This window comes from Acidiphilium sp. MT5, from assembly GCF_054767495.1.
Genome location: NZ_BAABMR010000009.1, coordinates 158,445 through 176,766, shown reverse-complemented (window position 1 = coordinate 176,766; position 18,322 = coordinate 158,445). Strand labels below are relative to the sequence as shown.

Genomic DNA, 18,322 nt, shown 5'->3' with positions numbered 1-18,322 from the left:
GCAACCAATAGAGAATCATAACCAACTGAAATCACTCACCTTAATTTTCGGTCAGACACTTAGAAGTGCTTGTCGCCCTGATCGTCGGTAAGACCATCGCGCCGGGCATGCTTGTGAATTCTAGAATTCTATTTGCGTGGGGGCAAGACCGCTTGGTGCCTTCAATCTTTGCAGAGACGAATAGACATCGTGCGCCGGTCGCAGCACTAACGTTGGTTGCTACACTTGCAACGTTGTTTCTCTTGCAAACCGCCTATATTGGCTGGGCGCTCGGTGTCGTGATGCGAGCCCTTAGCACAATTCTTGTCTGGTTCTTGGTCGCGGCAAGTGCGCTGGCATTGCGGTTCAACCATCGTTTTGAGGGGGTTGCCTGGGCAAGTACGCTCCGGAACGATCCATGGATGATTGTTGCAGCGATGACGTCAATCGTCATATGTGCGGTCATGACATTTTCAATCGCCGTTGTTCCCCATACGCCGATCGTGTTTCAACCACTTTTCCAAGGTGCAATCGCAGCGGCGTTGGCTTGGGTCTTGCTGCGCCGAGCAAGAGCGCGGGCGCGGATCAACAATTTTGACATCGAAGCACACGTAAATTTGCCACCTCTCGACTGAGGTTAGGACGTAGTCAGCAGGACGTGACAAAAGGTGATGGTTTATTGGGAAAGTTGGAACCGTCACAGTATAGCCGATGACGACATCTTCTGGCGGATCCTCGGCTGAAGGTTAGACTTGACCGAAAAACGACCAACCTCTCGCTGCTCGTCGTGCTCGGGTGTTGCTTTTGTTCTGCACAAAATGGTGGAGTTCACGTGTAAAAGGGAAAGTCAGTGACCGGGCAGATAGAGAGTGCCAACAGCGGGCGCGATGAGTTTGGCCGGATACGGTCGCACAGCCTCTTATGATCCGTCGACCGCATTGTGCTGCCTTATCCGACGGCCACCAACCTATCTATCCAATCCGCCCATTTTTGCAGCGCCTCGCCGACCTCAGTGAGATAGCGCGACCGATTATAGGTATCGGCCAGACTGGAATGAATGGTGGCATGGTTGAGCACCGATTCGATGACATGGGGAGGGGTGCCCATCTCCCCCATCATTGTCGCGGCGGTCCGGCGCAAATCATGGCGGGTCCATCCCGATGTGCCGGTCGCGTCGAATAGGTGTTTTGTCACCCGATCCCAATTGCCGAGCGCACCCCCCGCTTCATTCGGAAATACAAGCTCATTGGGCTGCCAATTCCCGGGGCGCCTCGCTATAATAAAGTTGAGCACTTGGCGAGGCAGAGGCAGGACATGGGGCGGCCGCTTCTTTCTGGATTTCGACCCAGCCCGCCTGGTGTCCTTGATTCGGGATCGCGGGATCGTCCAGGCCGGATGCGCTCCATCCCCAGGATCAAGATCGAATTCCGACCATGTCGCTCCGCAAACCTCATTGAGTCGCGTTGCCGTGTATAAGATCATCATTAGTGCAGCGCGGTGGTCCGGATATTTTGCGTGCCGCGAGGCACCCGCATGGTAATTGGAGCCACCGCGTAATTCGACTATTAGCGTTCTCAGTTCGTCCGCGTTGAGAAATCTCTCTCGCTGAATTGTTGGGCGCGGTTGACTGATGAGGGTGGTTTTGAAATCGACGTAATCACGGGCGGCACCCCATTTTAAGACGGGTCGCAAATAGGCAACCGCACGGGACGCAGTGCCCAGCGCCGGATATGAGTCCGCCCCACGTTGAAGATCCGCGAGGGTGAGCGATGAGGCGGGTTTATCGAGCAGCGGACCAACGACCAGCTCGACCAAACGCCGATAGGCTGGCCAAGTTTTGCTGTCATGCTTCACGACGCGGGTGAATTCATCCAATAGGCCCGAGAGGGTCATTTCGGCCGGGGCAGCCGATTTCTGCCGCGCAGCTTTCTTTTCGGCAGTCGGGTCTGCACCCTCTTGCCTGACCCGATAGCGTGTAGCGCCTGCCTGCTCACGCGCTTCAGAAATGCCAATCGTCGGAAATTCTCCGAGATTGAACCGGCGGTTACGCCCCGATTGATCTCTCACCATGACGGACCACATCGCACGGCCATCTCTCATGGCCCGGACCCGTAAGCCGACCGCAGATGCATCGGTGAGTTCAATCCGACCACTTGTATCACGGGCTTCTTGGATGGCTCGACGGATTGAAGCGTCTGTAAGACGAATCGATGGCACCTTTTCCTCCCGAATGTGCGAAACCCCAGGGTTTCAAGATTTTGGATGTTGGGGTTTCTCCGGGGTTTCAGAAAAGTCCCGACATCTTGAGACGTCGGTAGACATTCTTGGACACTAAATCAATGCGGCCCATCGCGCCGACGATGCTAACTCGTTGATTCTGCGGGGAGTGAAACTCAAAAATCATTAAAATCTATGGTGCCGACACCCGGGATTGAACCGGGGGCCTACTGATTACGAATCAGTTGCTCTACCGCTGAGCTATGTCGGCGCGCTGCATCGCTATAGCGATGGTGCTCTCGTCTCGCAAGGCGGGTGGCTACGCGGCAACGATGCCTTGCTCGCCGGAGAGAATATGACGAAGTGCCGCGATCAAATCATCCATCATCGCCTCGGTATGCTTGGGGCCGGGCGTAAAGCGCAGCCGTTCGGTGCCGGCGGGCACGGTGGGGTAATTGATCGGGGTGGCATACATGCCAAATTCGCGGATCAGGCGCATCGATACAGCGGTGGCGCGCGCGGCATTGCCAATCATCAGCGGCACGATATGGCTTTCGCTGCGCAGACGCGGCAGGCCGGCCTCGTCAAACTTGGCCTTGAGCAAAGCGGCGCGGTCGAACAGGCAGGCGCGGCGCGCATCATCAATTTTCAACCGGCGGATCGAGGCGAGCGCGGCGGCAACGGTGGGCGGGGGCAGGGCGGTGGTGAAAATGAAGCCGGCAGCCGTCGAGCGGATATAATCAATCACGCTGGCGTCGCCCGCGACATAGCCGCCATGGCAGCCATAGGCTTTGGCGAGCGTGCCCTCGATAATGGTCAGGCGATGCGCCACCCCGTCGCGCTCAGAAACACCGCCGCCATGCGGGCCATACATGCCAACGGCGTGAACCTCATCGAGATAGGTGATCGCGTTATATTTATCGGCCAAATCACAAATGGGCGCGATCGGCGCGATATCGCCATCCATCGAATAGACGCTCTCGAACGCAATCATTTTCGGCGCGTCAGCGGGGGCTGCGGCCAGTTTTTGTTCGAGATCGGCGAGATCATTATGGGCAAACACATGCACCTGGGCCGCCCGGCCCCCTTTAATGCCCACGATCATCGAATTATGGTTCTGCGCATCGGAAAACACATGCCAGTCCGGCAGTGCGTTCAGAATGGCGGTCAATGTCGCCTGGTTCGAAACATAGCCCGAGGTGAACAGCAAAGCGGCATCCTTGCCGTGCAACGCCGCCAACTCGGCTTCGAGCGCAACATGGATTGGCGACGAGCCGGCGATATTGCGCGTCCCGCCCGCCCCAGCCCCCATGGTGCGCGCCGCCTCAATCGAGGCTTCGATCACCTCAGGGTCGGTGCCCATCGCCAGATAATCATTGGAGGACCAAACCAGAATATCCTCAACCTTACCATCCATCGTCACCCGGTAATACGGGAACCGATCCGCCAGTTTTTCCAATGCGACGAACCGGCGATAGCGACCGGCGGCTTTGATTTCCGACAAAGCTGCATCGCATTGGGCGATAAATTTATGGGTTCGGTTGTTGGTCTGCATCGGGTTGGTTCCTGGTTTCCACGCAATATGCCCACCGTTCTGCGGGGCTTACAACCCTAAAACGGGAAGCGGAGCCATTCAGATGTAGGGCCACATGAATATATTCCAACTTCACGTTTATGTGCCAGCGATATTTTCACGCGGGCGGAAGTCGGCCCAAAACCGCCATGAATTCAGTCCATTCCCGCTTGGAAAGGCCGGATTCCGCCTGGGTCACCGTCTCGCCCGCGAGCATCAGGCGCAGCAGAACCAGCATGCGGGCGGAAAAACTCACCGCGCCAAGGCGATAATCCTCAAACGCGGCGGCGCTGAGCGGCACCCAAGCGCGCACCATCTCCAGCATCGCCTCGGCATAGACGCGAATTTCATGCTGCGCATGCGGGTCGGCGCGCAGCGAGAGAAAATGGAACAAATTATGGAGGTTAATTTTCCAATACCATTGCGTGTAGTAATTCAGCGTCAAATTCATCCGCGCCAATTCCCGCGCCAACCCCTGACGGCCAGGATCAGACTCGGCGCCAGTTTCGGCCTCATTCAGCATATACTCATAATGGGCATAATTGCGTTCGGCATCGTCCCGGAGGAGCGAAAGCACGGTTTGGGCTTCCTCGCCCTCAAGCACGGTGCCGCGCCCTTGCCGATTGCTGAGCGATTGCGCGGCGAGCTGGTCTGGGGCTGGGATATAGAATTCGCGATCCATCACCGAGTAGCGCGCCGAATATTCATTCACGCTCGCCGTGCGATGGCGGATCCATTGCCTTGCCACGAAAATCGGCAATTTCACATGGAATTTAATTTCGCACATCTCGAACGGCGTGGAGTGCCGATGGCGCATTAAATAGCGGATCAGCCCGGCATCTTCAGAGATTTTGCGGGTGCCCCGGCCATAGGAAACGCGCGCGGCCTGCACCACGGCGGCATCGTCGCCCATATAATCGATCACCCGCACAAACCCATGATCGAGCACGGGCACGGGTTGGTAGAGCATCGCTTCCAGCGCCGGCACCGTCGCACGGCGGGTCGGTTCGGACTGGGCGCGGGCGGCTTCCAGCGCCGCACGGTCGGTTTCGGTCAATATCATCTCATGTCCCTTTCGCAGGCGCTCGCGATAGACTATATACGATGCTGTTGGGCAACCGACTATGGCGATAAACGGTGCGTGGAATAAGCGTAGTGGACCCGGGGGCAGTACCCGGCGCCTCCACCATTTCTCTCCGCGAAAATTTTTTTAATCGCGGGACAATGGGGGCGAAACAGGCTCGACACGCGCGGTAAAGACCCATCTTTCGCTCGGCATTGTACCGCCGTTATCGGGCTATATCACAAGTGCCAACGATAACTTCGAGGCATTCGCTATCGCTGCGTAAGCGACAAGCGCGGTTGGGGGGGCACCGGGCAACAGAAGCCCCCCGCTTCGCGCCGAAGCTAAACCCCGTCACCAAACTAGCCGGTGGAACCCGTTATTGGTATGATACGGAATGCTTGATCGTATTTCCCTGGATGAGACCGACCTTGACGCCGTGATCGCCGCCGCATCCGCGCGGTTGCGCGCCGAACAGCGCGATGACGGGCATTATGTCTATGAGTTGGAGGCGGATGCGACGATTCCCGCCGAATATATCCTGCTTGAGCATTTTCTTGATCGGATCGATCCGGCGCTGCAAGCCAAATTGGGCGTGTATCTGCGGGCGATTCAGGGCGATTCACCGCAAAATCCCGGCGGCTGGCCGCTATTTCACGATGGCGCGATGGATTTATCCGCGAGCGTGAAGGCCTATTTCGCCCTCAAAGCGGTTGGTGATGACCCAGCGGCGCCGCATATGCAGCGCGCCCGAGCCGCGATTCTAGCGCGCGGCGGGGCAGCGCGCACCAATGTGTTCACCCGCATTCAGCTCGCCTTATTCGGTGCGGTGCCGTGGCACGCCTGCCCGATCATGCCGGTGGAAATCATGTTGCTGCCCGGCTGGTTTCCGGTCTCGATGGACAAGATCAGCTACTGGTCGCGCACGGTGATCGCCCCGCTTTTGGTGCTGATGACCAAACGGCCTTTGGCGGTCAATCCACACCAAATTCGCATCGATGAGTTATTCGTCACCCCGCCCGATCAGGTGCGCGATTATATTCGCGGCCCCTATAAATCGGCCTGGGGTTCGATGTTCAGAGCGATCGATGTCGCCCTCCGCCCGGCGGAGCGCCGATTCCCCGCCCGCACCCGCGCGCGGGCGATCCAGGCGGCGATTGATTTCATCACGCCGCGCTTGAATGGCGAGGATGGGCTGGGCGGCATTTATCCGGCGATGGCCAACACGGTGATGATGTATCACACGCTCGGCTACGCGCCCGACCATCCGGATTATCAAATCGCCTGGCAGTCCGTGCGCAAGCTGATCACCGATGCATCGGCCCGGATCGCAGGGGGGACCTATGTGCAGCCCTGCCTGTCACCGGTTTGGGACACGGGTTTGGCCGCCCATGCGCTCGCCGAGGCCGAGGGTGAGCAAAGCCCAGCCGTGGCGGCGGCGTGCCACTGGTTGATCCCGCGGCAAATTCTCGACGTGAAGGGCGATTGGGCCATCCGCAAACCCCACGCGCCGCCGGGCGGCTGGGCATTTCAATATAACAACGCCTATTATCCAGACGTTGATGATACCGCCGTGGTGGGGATGATTTTGCACCGCGCCGGCGACCCCGCTTATGAGCAGGCGATTGAACGGGCGCGGCTGTGGATTTTAGGCATGCAGAGCCGCTCTGGCGGCTGGGGCGCGTTCGATTCAGATAACGAGTTTTATTATTTGAACCATATTCCCTTCGCCGATCATGGCGCGCTGCTTGACCCGCCGACCGAGGATGTCACGGCCCGCTGCATCGCATTCTTGGCGCAGCTTGGCCATCAGCAGGACCGTCCGGCGATTGACCGGGGCGTGGCGTTCCTGCGGGCAACCCAAAAGCCGGACGGGTCTTGGTTCGGGCGCTGGGGCACAAATTATATTTACGGCACCTGGTCGTGCCTGTGTGCGCTGCATGCCGCAGGCCTTGATCATGGCGATAGTATGATCGTCCGCGCCGTGCATTGGCTGCTGGACCGGCAACGAGATGATGGCGGCTGGGGCGAGGATTGCGAGAGCTATGCCCATGCCGAGCCGGGGCGCTACCACGAGAGTCTGCCCTCGCAAACGGCGTGGGCGCTGCTTGGGCTCATGGCGGCGGGTGAGATGGATCATCCAGCCGTGGCACGCGGCATCGCCTATTTGCAGGCCAGCCAGGGCGAGGATGGTTCCTGGCGCGAGCAAGCGTACAATGCGGTTGGATTTCCGCGCGTCTTTTATCTGCGCTATCATGGCTATCCGCGTTTTTTCCCGCTCTTGGCGCTGGCGCGGTATCGCAACCTGACCCGCAGCAATGATCGGAACGTGGCGTATGGATTCTAGCGCGGCCCAGCGCGGAGACCTGAAATGGCGACTGGTTGAATTTTTCCGGCATGGCAGCAATGCGGCGCTGAGCTTTGGCGTTTTGTTGTGGCTGCTGGTCGCCGCATTCGGCGCCATCACCATCAACCCGCTGCTGGTGGTGGCCGGCGCCATGATGTTTTTTTTCAGTGAGTATGGATTTCACCGCTTCGCGCTGCATGCGCCGCCGGTGCGCCGCCTGCCATTCATCCTGAAATTACAGCATCGCTTGCATTACGATCATCATCAAGCACCAGAGCGGCTGGATTTGCTGTTTCTGCCTTTGTGGTTCTTGGTGCCCAATTTGGCAATCACCGCTGGCCTGATCGCCCTGATCTGGCCGCAGGCTTCGGTGATCAGCGCGTTGATGGCCGGGGTGGCGCTGGCGATCCTCTATTATGAGTGGGTGCATTTTCTCGCGCATATCCCGTATCGGCCGATCACCGGTTGGGGCCGTTGGATCAAAAAATATCATCTGCGCCATCATTTCAAAAATGAACAAGTATGGTTTGGTGTCACCAATCCGGGCTTTGATTGGCTGCTCGGCACCTGCCCGAACCCTGATGCGGTGCCGCGCAGCGCGCAGGTGCGCAATTTACATCGTGAGGATTAGGGCTGGTTGCAAAATCCATCGTTTGCGCCATGTTAATAGCTAAGTAACGGAGGGCACCATGAGCTATGAAATGATCGTCACTGAAACCCATGGCCGGGTCGGGCTGGTCCGGCTGAATCGCCCCAAAGCACTCAACGCATTATGCGACCAGCTGATGACCGAATTGGGCATGGCGCTGCGTGGTTTTGACGCAGATCATGCGATTGGGGCCATCATCATCACCGGCAGTGAGAAGGCCTTTGCCGCCGGGGCGGACATTAAGGAAATGCAAAACCGCACCCATCCCGAGACCGCCCTTGATGATTTCATCGGCAAAACATGGGAGACGGTCACGCATATCACCAAGCCGGTGATTGCGGCGGTGGCGGGTTTTGCGCTGGGTGGCGGCTGCGAACTCGCGATGATGTGCGACATGATCCTTGCCGCCGATACCGCCAAATTTGGTCAACCCGAGATCAAGCTGGGGGTGACCCCCGGTGCCGGTGGCACCCAGCGTTTGACCCGGGCGATTGGCAAATCCAAAGCCATGGAGATGATCCTTACCGGGCGGATGATGGATGCGGTGGAGGCGGAGCGCGCCAATCTGGTCGCCCGCGTGGTGCCGGCAGAGGCGTTGATTGCCGAGGCGATCAAATTGGGTGAGACGATCGCATCGCTATCGCCAGTGGCGAATGCGCTGGCCAAGCGGGCGGTCAATCGGGCTTTTGAGTCTTCGCTGGCCGAAGGCGTGCTGTATGAGCGCGCGACGTTTCTCTCCTTGTTCGGCACGGCGGGTCAACGCGAAGGGATGACGGCGTTTGTTGAAAAACGGGCGCCAAAATTTTGAGATAAATCGGGTGATGAGTCTTGCGACTCTGCCCCGACTTCAATATGTTGCGTGGATTCCTTCATTGACCACTAGATATAGAGGCGTTTCCCCATGAATGCGTCCGTCACCGCGATTGAGACCAGCCCGGATCAGCATCCGGTACGCTTTGATCTGCTCACCGAAAACCCGGTCTATAAGCCGTTCCGCTATCCGTGGGCCTACGAAGCCTGGCTGACCCAGCAGCGCGTGCATTGGCTGCCCGAGGAAGTGCCGTTGGCGGATGATGTGAAGGATTGGCACAAAAACTTGACCGTGGGTGAGCGCAATTTGCTAACCCAGATTTTCCGCTTTTTCACCCAGGCGGATGTCGAGGTGAATAATTGCTATATGAAGCATTATAGTCAGGTGTTTAAACCAACCGAAGTGTTGATGATGCTCTCGGCATTTTCAAATATTGAGACAGTGCATATTGCCGCTTATTCCCATCTTTTGGATACTGTGGGCATGCCGGAACTCGAATATTCGGCCTTCATGAAGTATAAGGAAATGAAGGACAAATATGACTATATGCACGGCTTCCGTGTTGACAGTAAGCATGAGATTGCGAAAACCCTGGCGGCCTTCGGCGGATTCACTGAGGGGCTACAGCTTTTTGCGTCCTTCGCGATTTTGTTGAATTTTCCTCGGTTTAACAAAATGAAGGGCATGGGGCAGATTATCTCGTGGTCGGTGCGCGATGAAAGCCTCCATTGTATTTCGATTATCCGGCTATTCCGCACGTTCATTTCGGAAAATCCGGAAATTTGGACCGATGAACTTAAGCATGAGCTATACGTTTCGTGCGCCACCATCGTCGATCACGAGGATGCGTTCATCGATCTGGCGTTTGAGTTTGGCGCGGTTGAAGGATTAACGGCCGCCGAAGTCAAAGCCTATATCCGCTTCATCGCCGATCGGCGATTGATGCAGCTTGGCTTGAACCCGTTATTCCATGTCGAGAAAAATCCGCTGCCCTGGCTTGACGAGATGCTGAACGCTGTTGAGCACGCGAATTTCTTTGAAGCTCGCTCCACTGAATATAGTAAATCATCGACCATCGGCGAGTGGGATGATGCTTGGACGTCGCTTGAGGATCAGAGCCATGGCGTGACCGCACCGGCCTGAAATCGGTCAATAACGGGTCGTCATTTCAAGGACGACCCGTTATCACGGGCGATGCTGCGCATCCATGTTATTCGATCGGCATGATTGACCGGCGCATCAACACCGCATCGTCACCGTTACGATAATAGCCACGGCGTTTACCCAATTCAGAAAATCCCTCGGTGCGATAAAGCAATTTTGCGGGTTCGTTCCGTGCAGCGACCTCCAAAAACAACGTGGAAGCGCCGCGCTCCCGGCATTCGGCGATCAACGCGAGCAAAATGGCCCGTGCATATCCGTGACGCCGCGCGGGGGGAATCACGCCGAGGCTGATGATTTCAGCTTCATCAACAATCACCCGCGCGAGGGCAAAGCCAATCGGTGCCTCATGATCCGCCAGCAATCCAAATCCGGTTGGGATTGCCAACAACGGCGCGAAAGCTGATTCTGGCCAGGGCTCATCAGGAAAGCTGGCATTTTGCAATGCGGCGAGCAGCGGGACATGGGCTATCGTTGCTGGAATGATCTGCACCATCGCGCCGTCAAACCGGTGCGGGGCGCAACCCGGCGGCGGGCAGCTTGGCTTCGGGCGGATCGACGTAAAGTGGCAAAGGCGCGATGATCGGCCCGCCGGCGGCAAGCCGGTGGCACAAGGCTTTGGCGATGGCACAGAGGCTGGGGATGCGTGCGGGGGTGAGCAGCACGTTAGCGTCACGGGCCGCGAGGTAGGAAGCCACCGTAATAGCGCGCTCGCCGGCAAGAGCGATGGGAACCGAGGGGGTTGGCACAGCATCATCGGCGAAACTTGCCGCAATCCCGTCACGCTCCAAAAACACCTGGCCGCGCCGGGCCGTTGCGGCCACCCAAAGCGGGCGGGTGAGGGCGGGCAAATCCTGATGGAACGCTTCGCTCAGCCGCACACCATGCACCGGGATCTGGGCCGTCTGGCCAAAACCATGCGCGAGCGCGAGGGTCGCGCGGATACCGGTGAAACTGCCAGGCCCGATCATGACCGCAATCGCCTCGATGGAGTGCGGATCAAGGGCCGCATCGTTCAGCGTGTCCGCGAGCATGGATGCCAGGCGATCGGCAAGGCCCGATCCTGCTTGGGATTGCCGATGAGCGAGCAGTTTTCCGTCCTCGACAATCCCGACCGATGCCTGCGCGCCCGACGCATCCAGAGCGAGAATTCGCGCAGGCGGGCGAGGGGTCATGATCAGACGAGCGAGCAGGCTTCCTCGAACGCAAGGCGCGGGCTGCGCGGGAATAAATCCTCCGCGACGCCATAGCCCAGATTGATCAGGAAGTTCGATTTCCAACCATGATCGGCGAGAAACGCACGATCGACCTTGTCTTTGTCAAAGCCCGACATCGGGCCAACATCGAGCCCGAGGGCGCGGGCCGCCATGATCAAATAGCCGCCTTGCAAGGTGCCATTCCGCATGGCGGTTTCCTCGGCGAGATCAGGGTTGCCCGAGAACCAGGCGCGCGCGTCCGCATGCGGGAACAGCTTGGGCAAATTCTCGTAAAAGAGCGGATCATGCGCCACGATCACCGTGATTGGCGCCGACATGGTTTTATCGATATTGCCAGGGTTCAGCGCGGGCTTCAGCTTTTCGCGCGCCTCTGGCGTGCGAATGAACACAAAGCGCGCCGGCGAGCAATTGGCCGATGTCGGCCCGAATTTCAAGATGTCATAGAGGGCGCGCAGCGTCTCATCGCTCACCGGGCGATCGGTCCAGGCATTTTTGGTGCGCGCAGTGCGAAATAGCGTATCGAGCGCGATATCATCGAGCGACATTCATCTCTCCAAGCAAAAAAATCAGATTCAAGCAGTGACTTGCTGTACCGCTTTGACCTCAGGGACATAATGGCGAAGCAGATTTTCGATACCCATTTTCAGAGTCGCCGTCGAGGATGGGCAGCCGGAACAGGCGCCCTGCATATGTAGCGATACGACGCCGTCGCGAAAACCGCGAAACACGATATCGCCGCCATCGCCCGCAACGGCGGGACGCACGCGGGTATCAAGCAATTCCTTGATTTGGGCAACGATTTCGTGATCGGCTGGATCGACATCTTCTACCGTCAGTGCCGCGTCACTGGCCATGACCGGGTGACCCGCGAGAAAATGCTCCATGATCGCGCCGAGAATCTGCGGTCGCAGCGCGGACCATTCGACGGCATCGGTCTTGGTGACCGAGATAAAATCGCCGCCAAAAAACACCCGGCTGGTGCCAGGGAGGGCAAACAGGGCGCTGGCGAGCGGGCTGACCGCTGCGGCCTCGGCGTCAGCCAGATCGACCGTGCCAGATTCCAGCACGGTGCGGCCCGGCAGGAATTTCAGCGTTGCGGGATTGGGCGTGGGTTCGGTTTCGATGAACATGATTGCTCCTAATCAGGACCGGTAAGGTCCTCTCTATACAGGATGGGGAGCCAGGGTTCAAACGGCAAGACACGCAGCAATGCGTCTGACACGGTTGACCGTCGCGCTTGATGGACCCAATTGAGCAAAATTGTTGGATTACGAATGATCGCGCCGCTAAATGGAGAATAAAATGGCTGAGCAGGATGAGATTTTTGCCCCCTATGACGCGCCAGCCGGCGGTTGGGGCGCCTTAGCGGCGACGGCCAAAGCTCTGCGTCGGCAAAGTGTGGTGGCGCGCGGGAGTCGAGCCTTATTGGCCGCCAATCAGCCGGAGGGGTTCGATTGCCCGGGCTGTGCATGGCCCGACCCGAAACACACATCGTCGTTTGAGTTTTGTGAAAATGGGGCCAAGGCCATCGCTTGGGAGGTCACCGACAAGCGTGTAACCCGCGAATTTTTTGCGACCCATACGGTCAGTGAGTTGGCGCGCAAGAGCGATCTTTGGCTCGAAGAGCAGGGCCGCCTGACCGAGCCGATGCGCTATGATCCGGCTTCGGATAAATATGTGCCGGTCTCGTGGGACGAGGCGTTCGCCATCATTGCGCGCCACATCAACCGGATGGATAACCCGCATCAGGCTGAATTCTATGTATCGGGCCGCACCTCGAACGAGGCGGCGTTTCTGCTGGGGTTGCTCGGGCGGCTGGTCGGCACCAATAACTTCCCCGATTGCTCCAACATGTGTCACGAACCCACCAGCCGGGGCTTGCCGCTCTCGATTGGCATTGGCAAAGGCACAGCGGTGCTCGAAGATTTCGAACATGCTGACATGATTTTGAATATCGGGCAGAATCCGGGTACCAATTCACCGCGCGCGATGGGCACTTTACGCGAAGCCGCCAAACGCGGGGCGCGGATTGTGGTGTTTAACCCGTTGCGCGAGCGGGCGTTGGAGCGGTTTGCCGACCCGAAAAGCACGCAGGATATGCTGCTTAACGGCGCTAAAATTGCCCATTTATATTGCCAGGTGAAAATTGGCGGTGACATGGCAGCGCTGAAAGGCGTGATGAAGCTGGTGATCGAGGCGGATCGTGCAGCGAAAGCCCAGGGCCTGAAGCCGGTGCTCGATGAAGCGTTCATCGCAAACCACACCCATGGGTTCGAGGCATTCGTTGCGGATTTGGACGCAACGGCGTGGGACGATATTATCGAGACATCGGGGTTAAGCCGCGAAATTTTGCAACAGGTCGCCGATATTTATTGTAGCGCGAAATCGGTTATTTTGATGTATGGAATGGGCATCACCCAGCATCGGCATGGCTCGGAGAATATTCAACAATGCGTTAATCTACTGTTGTTGCGTGGCAATATTGGCCGCGAAGGAACCGGCATTTCGCCGGTGCGCGGACATTCGAACGTCCAAGGCGATCGCACGGTGGGCATCGATGAAAAGCCAACCCAGGCTTATCTCGATCAGTTGGCCAAAATTTTCAAATTCGAGCCCCCCCGCGCCCATGGTCATGGGGTGGTGACCAGCATCGAGGCGATGTTGCGCGGTGAGGTGCGCGTGTTTTTGGGGATGGGCGGTAATTTCGTCGCCGCCGTGCCCGATACACCACGGGTTCAAGCCGCGATGCGCCAAATAGATTTGACCGTGGGTATCAACACCAAACTCAATCGTGGTCACGTGGTGCATGGCAAAGAGGCGCTGATCCTGCCATGCCGCGCGCGCAGCGAACTTGATGAGCAGGGTGGTGTGCTGCAATCGGTCACGGTTGAAGACAGCATGAGTTTTGTGCATGCCTCCGGCGGATTGTTAGAACCGGCCAGCTCGGCGTTACGCTCGGAAGTTGCGATTGTCTGTGGCATGGCCAAGGCGATTTTCCCTGACCGGTACACCCATATCGATTGGGATGGGTATGTGGCCGATTATGATCGGATCCGTGATTCGATTGAGGCTGTGTATCCGGATTTGTTCCATGACTATAACAAGCGCGTCCGTGAGCCGGGCGGGTTTCGCTTGCGCAACCCCGCGAGTGAGCGCGAATGGAAAACCAACACCGGCAAGGCCAATTTCTTGGTCTTCAAAGGTGTGGCCGAAGACCCGGCACGCACGGCCAATCCGGCGATGCTACGCCTCGCGACATTGCGCAGCCATGATCAATATAACACAACCGTCTATAGCAATGATGATCGCTATCGCGGGATCAAAGGCGATCGGATGGTCGTGTTTATGAACGAGGCGGATATGCAGGCGCGTGGCATTTCGGCCGGTGCGAAAGTGCGGCTGCGCACGGTATCGGATGACGGGATTGATCGGGTGGTCGAAAATCTGACGGCGATTGCCTATAGCATCCCGCACGGATCGATTGGTGCTTATTATCCCGAGACCAATCCATTGTTAGCTCTGGGGCACCATGATCAACTCGCGGAAACACCGGCGGCAAAATCGATTCCGGTGACTGTGGAAATCATGGCCTAATCACAACGGGTTTTTGCAAATGTCCGTTAGCGTTAACGACCCCTGTTGGTGAGGGGGCCGTTAACACTGATCGGCATTCGGCGCCAACAAATCCAATAAAAATTGTTGATAGGATATTATCGGCGCCCAATTCAGGTGCTGGCGCGCGGCGCTGGCATCGCCCACCGCCCGTGGAATATCCGACGGGCGCATCCGGGCCGGATCGGCCTCGATCGTGACGGCCAATCCCGATTGCGCGATTAAATCATTCAGCATGGTGCCAATCCGTCGTGACTGGCCGGAGGCCAGGTTGAGCACCAGATTATCCGGCAGCGTGCCTGCGTTGATCCGGGCCAGAGCGCGCACCACGGCGGCTGCGACATCCTTGACATGGATCATATCACGTTCGGCATCGAGATTACCGACTTTGAGAATGGGCGGTGCTAGGCCGGCACCAATCCGCTTTAATTGGGCAGCAAAACTGCCCATCGCGTAGCTTTCCGGCATGGCCGCGCCGATTTGGTTGAACGGGCGCAAACGCAGCAGCCGTAAACCGCGTTCGGCCGCGAGCGCGCCGAGGGTGAGATCGGCGGCGGCTTTTGAGGCGGCATAGCTGTTGAGCGGCGCTAATGCCGTCATTTCCGAGACCGGTTGGCCAGATTTGAATGATGCGCCGTAACAATCACCGCTGCCAAAATAGATCAACCATGCGTTCGGTGTGTGGGTGAGCATGGCTTCGGCCAGATGCAGCGTGCCGGTCAAGTTGACATCAAAACACCGGGCCAGATCCCGCTGCGCTTGCGGCACGGCGGCGATCGCGGCCAGATGAATGATGATATCGGCGCGTGCCTGCGTGACAGCGTCAACCACCACGCTGCGCTGTGCAATATCACCGAGGAAGGGGCGCACGATGGCATCAGGAAAGGCAGCGTTGATCGCGGGGTGAAGGGCACGACCAACAAACCCTGAGGCTCCGGTGATCAGAATCCGCGCCGCCACTACATCCCCTTCTTGATACGAACCAAATCCGCTTCAACCATTTCGGCGGCGAGCTGCTCGAGCGTTACTTCCGCCTTCCAGCCGAGGGCACGGGCGGCTTTGCTGGGGTCACCGAGCAGCAATTCGACTTCGGCGGGACGCATCAATTTTTCATCGGTGCGAATATAATCGGCGGCATTCAGACCAACGACACCGAACGCCATATCGGCAAAAGCGGCAACGCTCGCGGTGCGACCCGTGGCGATCACGTAATCGTCAGCGTGATCCTGCTGCAGCATCAGCCACATGGCGCGAACATAATCGCGGGCATGGCCCCAATCGCGCTGGGCGGCGGTGTTACCCAAGGTCAGATGGTCGTCAAGCCCGAGCTTGATCCGTGCGACGCTATTGGTGATCCGGCGGGTCACAAATTCAATACCGCGCAGCGGGCTTTCATGGTTGAACAAAATGCCCGAGGAAGCGTGCATGCCGAAGCTTTCGCGGTAATTCACCGTCATCCAATGGGCATAGAGCTTGGCCGCCGCATAGGGGCTGCGCGGATAGAATGGTGTGGCCTCTGATTGTGGCACCTGCTGCACTTTGCCGAACATTTCCGACGACGATGCTTGATAAAAGCGCGCTTGTGGCCGGGCGATGCGCACGGCCTCCAGCATGGTCACGGCGCCCAGCCCGGTTACCAAACCGGTGAGACTCGGCTGTTGCCATGAGGTCGCGACGAAGCTTTGTGCAGCCAAATGATAGACCTCATCGGGCTGATAATCCTGCACCACCCGGATCAGGCTGCCGAGATCGGTCAAATTCCCCTCAACCAAGGTCACCCGATCGAGAATACCCAGCCAGCGCAGCCGCTCGCCGATCACATCCGATGACGCGGATCGGCGCATCACACCGATGACACGATAGCCTTTGCCGAGCAGCAATTGGCTCAAATAGGCACCGTCTTGGCCAGTGATGCCAGTAATCAGGGCTGTGGGCATAGATGCTCCGTAACTCAGGTTTCGCGATAGCGGGGTTTTGAACGGAATTATCGTCGCTGGCTAGGGGAGGGCCAGAAATCGCGCCAATCATGGGCGGTCCGTTAACGATATGTCACATCGTTAACGGTTGCGCTGATCGCGGCGCGCACTTAAGTCAACGCGACACATTCTTTGACTTTGCTTTGGGAGAGCGATGTGTGGCGGATGACGCGATGACGGGGGCCGAAATCTCGCGCGGATGCCATTATTGCGTCTTCAATCTGACATAATCATCAGCGATGGTGCCGTATGACAATTTGGGTTGATATCGAAGACTTGCTTGCGCATTTCTACGCGGCCAGTCGGCCTTCCGGGATTCAGAGACTTTCCTATGAGGTCTATCGCGCACTTGCCCGCCAAGCGGAGCAAGGCGAGGCGGTGAAATTTGTGCGACATAGGCCGAACGGCTCGGATCTCGAAGAAGTTTTTTGGCCTGATATCGAAGCGCGGGTTGAGCTGGCGTTCAGCCAACAAAATGAAACGACGATGATCGATGGACCGGTTGATCAGGATATGCCAGCGCCCACGCGCGCCATGGCGCCACCATCGAGACTGCGTGCGTGGGGGCGCAATCTGCCTATGGATTTGCGGGCGCCGCTGGCCGGATTGGTCAATGCGGAGCGGGCCGCCTTGGCCGCGCAGCGCGATGCGATGCGGGCAGCCGGTGATTTGCTGCGCGGCTTGCGCCGTTGGGCCGGGCTGGGTGGCAGCGGCGCGCTGGGAACGGTGGCATCGGTGCCGATGCCCGCCTCGTCCACCGATCACGCTGGTTCCGCCGTCAAGCCGGAGCCGGGCGATGTATTTCTGGCGTTGGGCGCTTCCTGGCAGGGTGGTTATTACCCGGCCTTGGTGGAGTCATTGAAGCGGCGGTTCGGTGTTCGCTTTGCGTTCATGGTTTATGATCTGATCCCGATTTTGTGGCCAGAATTCGTCATGGCGCGCATCCGCGAGCCTTATCGGGCTTGGCTCACGCCGATGCTGCGGGCAGCCGATATTGTATTCACCATTTCAGAAGCGACCACCAACGATGTTTTGGCGTTTGCGGCGCAGGCCGGAATCCGCGTGCCCGCGACCCAGATTGTGCCGATCGGCGTTACCTTTCCCGAACGCACCTCACAGCCGGCACCCGTGTCACGGCCTTATGTACTGATGGTCTCGACCATTGAAATTCGTAAGAATCATGCACTAATTTTCAAGGTGTGGCGGCGCTTGATGGCGCAACTGCCCGCCGAGCAGGTGCCAACATTGGTGTTTGCTGGGCGGATCGGCTGGCAAACGGCGGATTTGCTCGCCCAGATCGAGAATACCAACCATCTCGATGGGTTGTTGCGGGTGATCGAGGCGCCCAGCGATCAAGAATTGGCTGCCTTATACCAAAATTGTCTGTTCACCGTGTTTCCCTCTTTCTACGAGGGTTGGGGCCTGCCGGTTACTGAGAGTTTGAGCTTCGGTAAGACCGTCGCGGCGGCGCATTGCGCCTCGATTCCGGAGGCTGGCGGGGCGTTTTGTGATTATTTCGACCCCGATAATCTCCATGATGCTTATCGGGTGATCGCACGTCTCATTACTGATCCGGATCATCGCCGTAATCTTGAGCAGCGCATTGAGCGCGAGTTTCGGCCTCCGTCTTGGGCTGATAGTGCGGCGGCGATACTCTCCACATTACGGCCGACGCCTATCGAGGCTGCGCGCCCGCTGTTGGTGGCCGAATAAGTGC

General features: G+C 58.1%; 16 protein-coding genes, 1 tRNA gene and 1 other RNA gene. 8 read left to right on the top strand and 10 right to left on the bottom strand.

Annotated elements, in window-relative coordinates; translation table 11 throughout:
• The first annotated feature begins 65 nt into the window (after window positions 1-65).
• Window positions 66-614, top strand: coding sequence for an amino acid permease (locus ACYUCQ_RS11360; RefSeq protein WP_460254639.1), 549 nt, complete (start codon window positions 66-68; stop codon window positions 612-614).
• Between the two features lie 313 nt (window positions 615-927).
• Here the strand turns inward: ACYUCQ_RS11360 and ACYUCQ_RS11355 are convergent, their stop codons facing one another.
• The 4 genes from ACYUCQ_RS11355 to thyX form a co-directional block, all read right to left on the bottom strand.
• Entirely contained in the window at window positions 928-2,196 is a 1,269-nt protein-coding gene (locus tag ACYUCQ_RS11355) for a tyrosine-type recombinase/integrase (protein WP_460254638.1), read from the bottom strand.
• A gap of 196 nt (window positions 2,197-2,392) precedes the next feature.
• Window positions 2,393-2,467, bottom strand: a tRNA-Thr gene (locus tag ACYUCQ_RS11350).
• A gap of 48 nt (window positions 2,468-2,515) precedes the next feature.
• Window positions 2,516-3,751: a 5-aminolevulinate synthase gene (gene hemA, locus ACYUCQ_RS11345; protein ID WP_460254637.1), complete on the bottom strand. Its 1,236-nt coding sequence runs from the start codon at window positions 3,749-3,751 to the stop codon at window positions 2,516-2,518.
• Window positions 3,752-3,887: 136 nt separating this feature from the next.
• Entirely contained in the window at window positions 3,888-4,832 is a 945-nt protein-coding gene (gene thyX, locus ACYUCQ_RS11340; protein WP_460254636.1) for an FAD-dependent thymidylate synthase, read from the bottom strand.
• A 6-nt stretch (window positions 4,833-4,838) separates the two neighbouring features.
• Between thyX and ssrA the strand changes: the two genes are divergently transcribed.
• The 5 genes from ssrA to ACYUCQ_RS11315 all read left to right on the top strand — a co-directional run bounded on the left by ssrA (window position 4,839) and on the right by ACYUCQ_RS11315 (window position 9,782).
• Window positions 4,839-5,165: a transfer-messenger RNA gene (ssrA, locus tag ACYUCQ_RS11335) on the top strand.
• Between the two features lie 64 nt (window positions 5,166-5,229).
• Complete coding sequence (gene shc, locus ACYUCQ_RS11330; RefSeq protein WP_460254635.1) at window positions 5,230-7,179, top strand: squalene--hopene cyclase; 1,950 nt, start codon at window positions 5,230-5,232, stop codon at window positions 7,177-7,179.
• Complete coding sequence (locus tag ACYUCQ_RS11325; protein ID WP_460254634.1) at window positions 7,169-7,810, top strand: sterol desaturase family protein; 642 nt, start codon at window positions 7,169-7,171, stop codon at window positions 7,808-7,810. Before shc ends, ACYUCQ_RS11325 begins: the two co-directional genes overlap by 11 nt.
• Window positions 7,811-7,868: 58 nt before the next feature.
• Window positions 7,869-8,636, top strand: coding sequence for an enoyl-CoA hydratase (locus ACYUCQ_RS11320; protein ID WP_460254633.1), 768 nt, complete (start codon window positions 7,869-7,871; stop codon window positions 8,634-8,636).
• Between the two features lie 93 nt (window positions 8,637-8,729).
• Window positions 8,730-9,782 carry a ribonucleotide-diphosphate reductase subunit beta gene (locus ACYUCQ_RS11315; protein ID WP_460254632.1) on the top strand — a complete coding sequence of 351 codons (1,053 nt, stop codon included), beginning with the start codon at window positions 8,730-8,732 and terminating at the stop codon, window positions 9,780-9,782.
• Window positions 9,783-9,849: 67 nt separating this feature from the next.
• Here ACYUCQ_RS11315 and rimI read toward each other — a convergent pair whose 3' ends face one another.
• Genes rimI through ACYUCQ_RS11295 form a run of 4 tightly spaced genes read right to left on the bottom strand, consistent with a single transcriptional unit; the run spans window position 9,850 to window position 12,147 of the window.
• The gene (gene rimI, locus ACYUCQ_RS11310; RefSeq protein ID WP_460254631.1) at window positions 9,850-10,296 is read right to left on the bottom strand and encodes a ribosomal protein S18-alanine N-acetyltransferase; all 447 of its coding nucleotides are present in this window, start codon (window positions 10,294-10,296) and stop codon (window positions 9,850-9,852) included.
• Between the two features lie 7 nt (window positions 10,297-10,303).
• Entirely contained in the window at window positions 10,304-10,975 is a 672-nt protein-coding gene (tsaB, locus tag ACYUCQ_RS11305; RefSeq protein ID WP_460254630.1) for a tRNA (adenosine(37)-N6)-threonylcarbamoyltransferase complex dimerization subunit type 1 TsaB, read from the bottom strand.
• Between the two features lie 2 nt (window positions 10,976-10,977).
• Window positions 10,978-11,562, bottom strand: coding sequence for a malonic semialdehyde reductase (locus ACYUCQ_RS11300; RefSeq protein WP_460254629.1), 585 nt, complete (start codon window positions 11,560-11,562; stop codon window positions 10,978-10,980).
• A gap of 27 nt (window positions 11,563-11,589) precedes the next feature.
• A complete protein-coding gene (locus ACYUCQ_RS11295) occupies window positions 11,590-12,147 on the bottom strand; it encodes a NifU family protein (protein WP_460254628.1) in 558 nt (185 codons plus the stop codon).
• Between the two features lie 172 nt (window positions 12,148-12,319).
• Between ACYUCQ_RS11295 and ACYUCQ_RS11290 the strand changes: the two genes are divergently transcribed.
• Window positions 12,320-14,611, top strand: coding sequence for an FdhF/YdeP family oxidoreductase (locus ACYUCQ_RS11290; RefSeq protein WP_460254627.1), 2,292 nt, complete (start codon window positions 12,320-12,322; stop codon window positions 14,609-14,611).
• A 60-nt stretch (window positions 14,612-14,671) separates the two neighbouring features.
• On the opposite strand, the gene ACYUCQ_RS11285 is transcribed toward ACYUCQ_RS11290, so the two are convergent.
• Window positions 14,672-15,589, bottom strand: coding sequence for an NAD-dependent epimerase/dehydratase family protein (locus tag ACYUCQ_RS11285; protein ID WP_460254626.1), 918 nt, complete (start codon window positions 15,587-15,589; stop codon window positions 14,672-14,674).
• Window positions 15,589-16,566 (bottom strand): GDP-mannose 4,6-dehydratase, encoded by a 978-nt coding sequence (locus tag ACYUCQ_RS11280; RefSeq protein WP_460254625.1) that lies wholly within the window; start codon window positions 16,564-16,566, stop codon window positions 15,589-15,591. Before ACYUCQ_RS11280 ends, ACYUCQ_RS11285 begins: the two co-directional genes overlap by 1 nt.
• A 288-nt stretch (window positions 16,567-16,854) precedes the next feature.
• Between ACYUCQ_RS11280 and ACYUCQ_RS11275 the strand changes: the two genes are divergently transcribed.
• Window positions 16,855-18,318, top strand: a complete 1,464-nt coding sequence (locus ACYUCQ_RS11275; RefSeq protein WP_460254624.1) for a glycosyltransferase family 4 protein — start codon at window positions 16,855-16,857, stop codon at window positions 18,316-18,318.
• The last annotated feature ends 4 nt before the right edge of the window (window positions 18,319-18,322 follow it).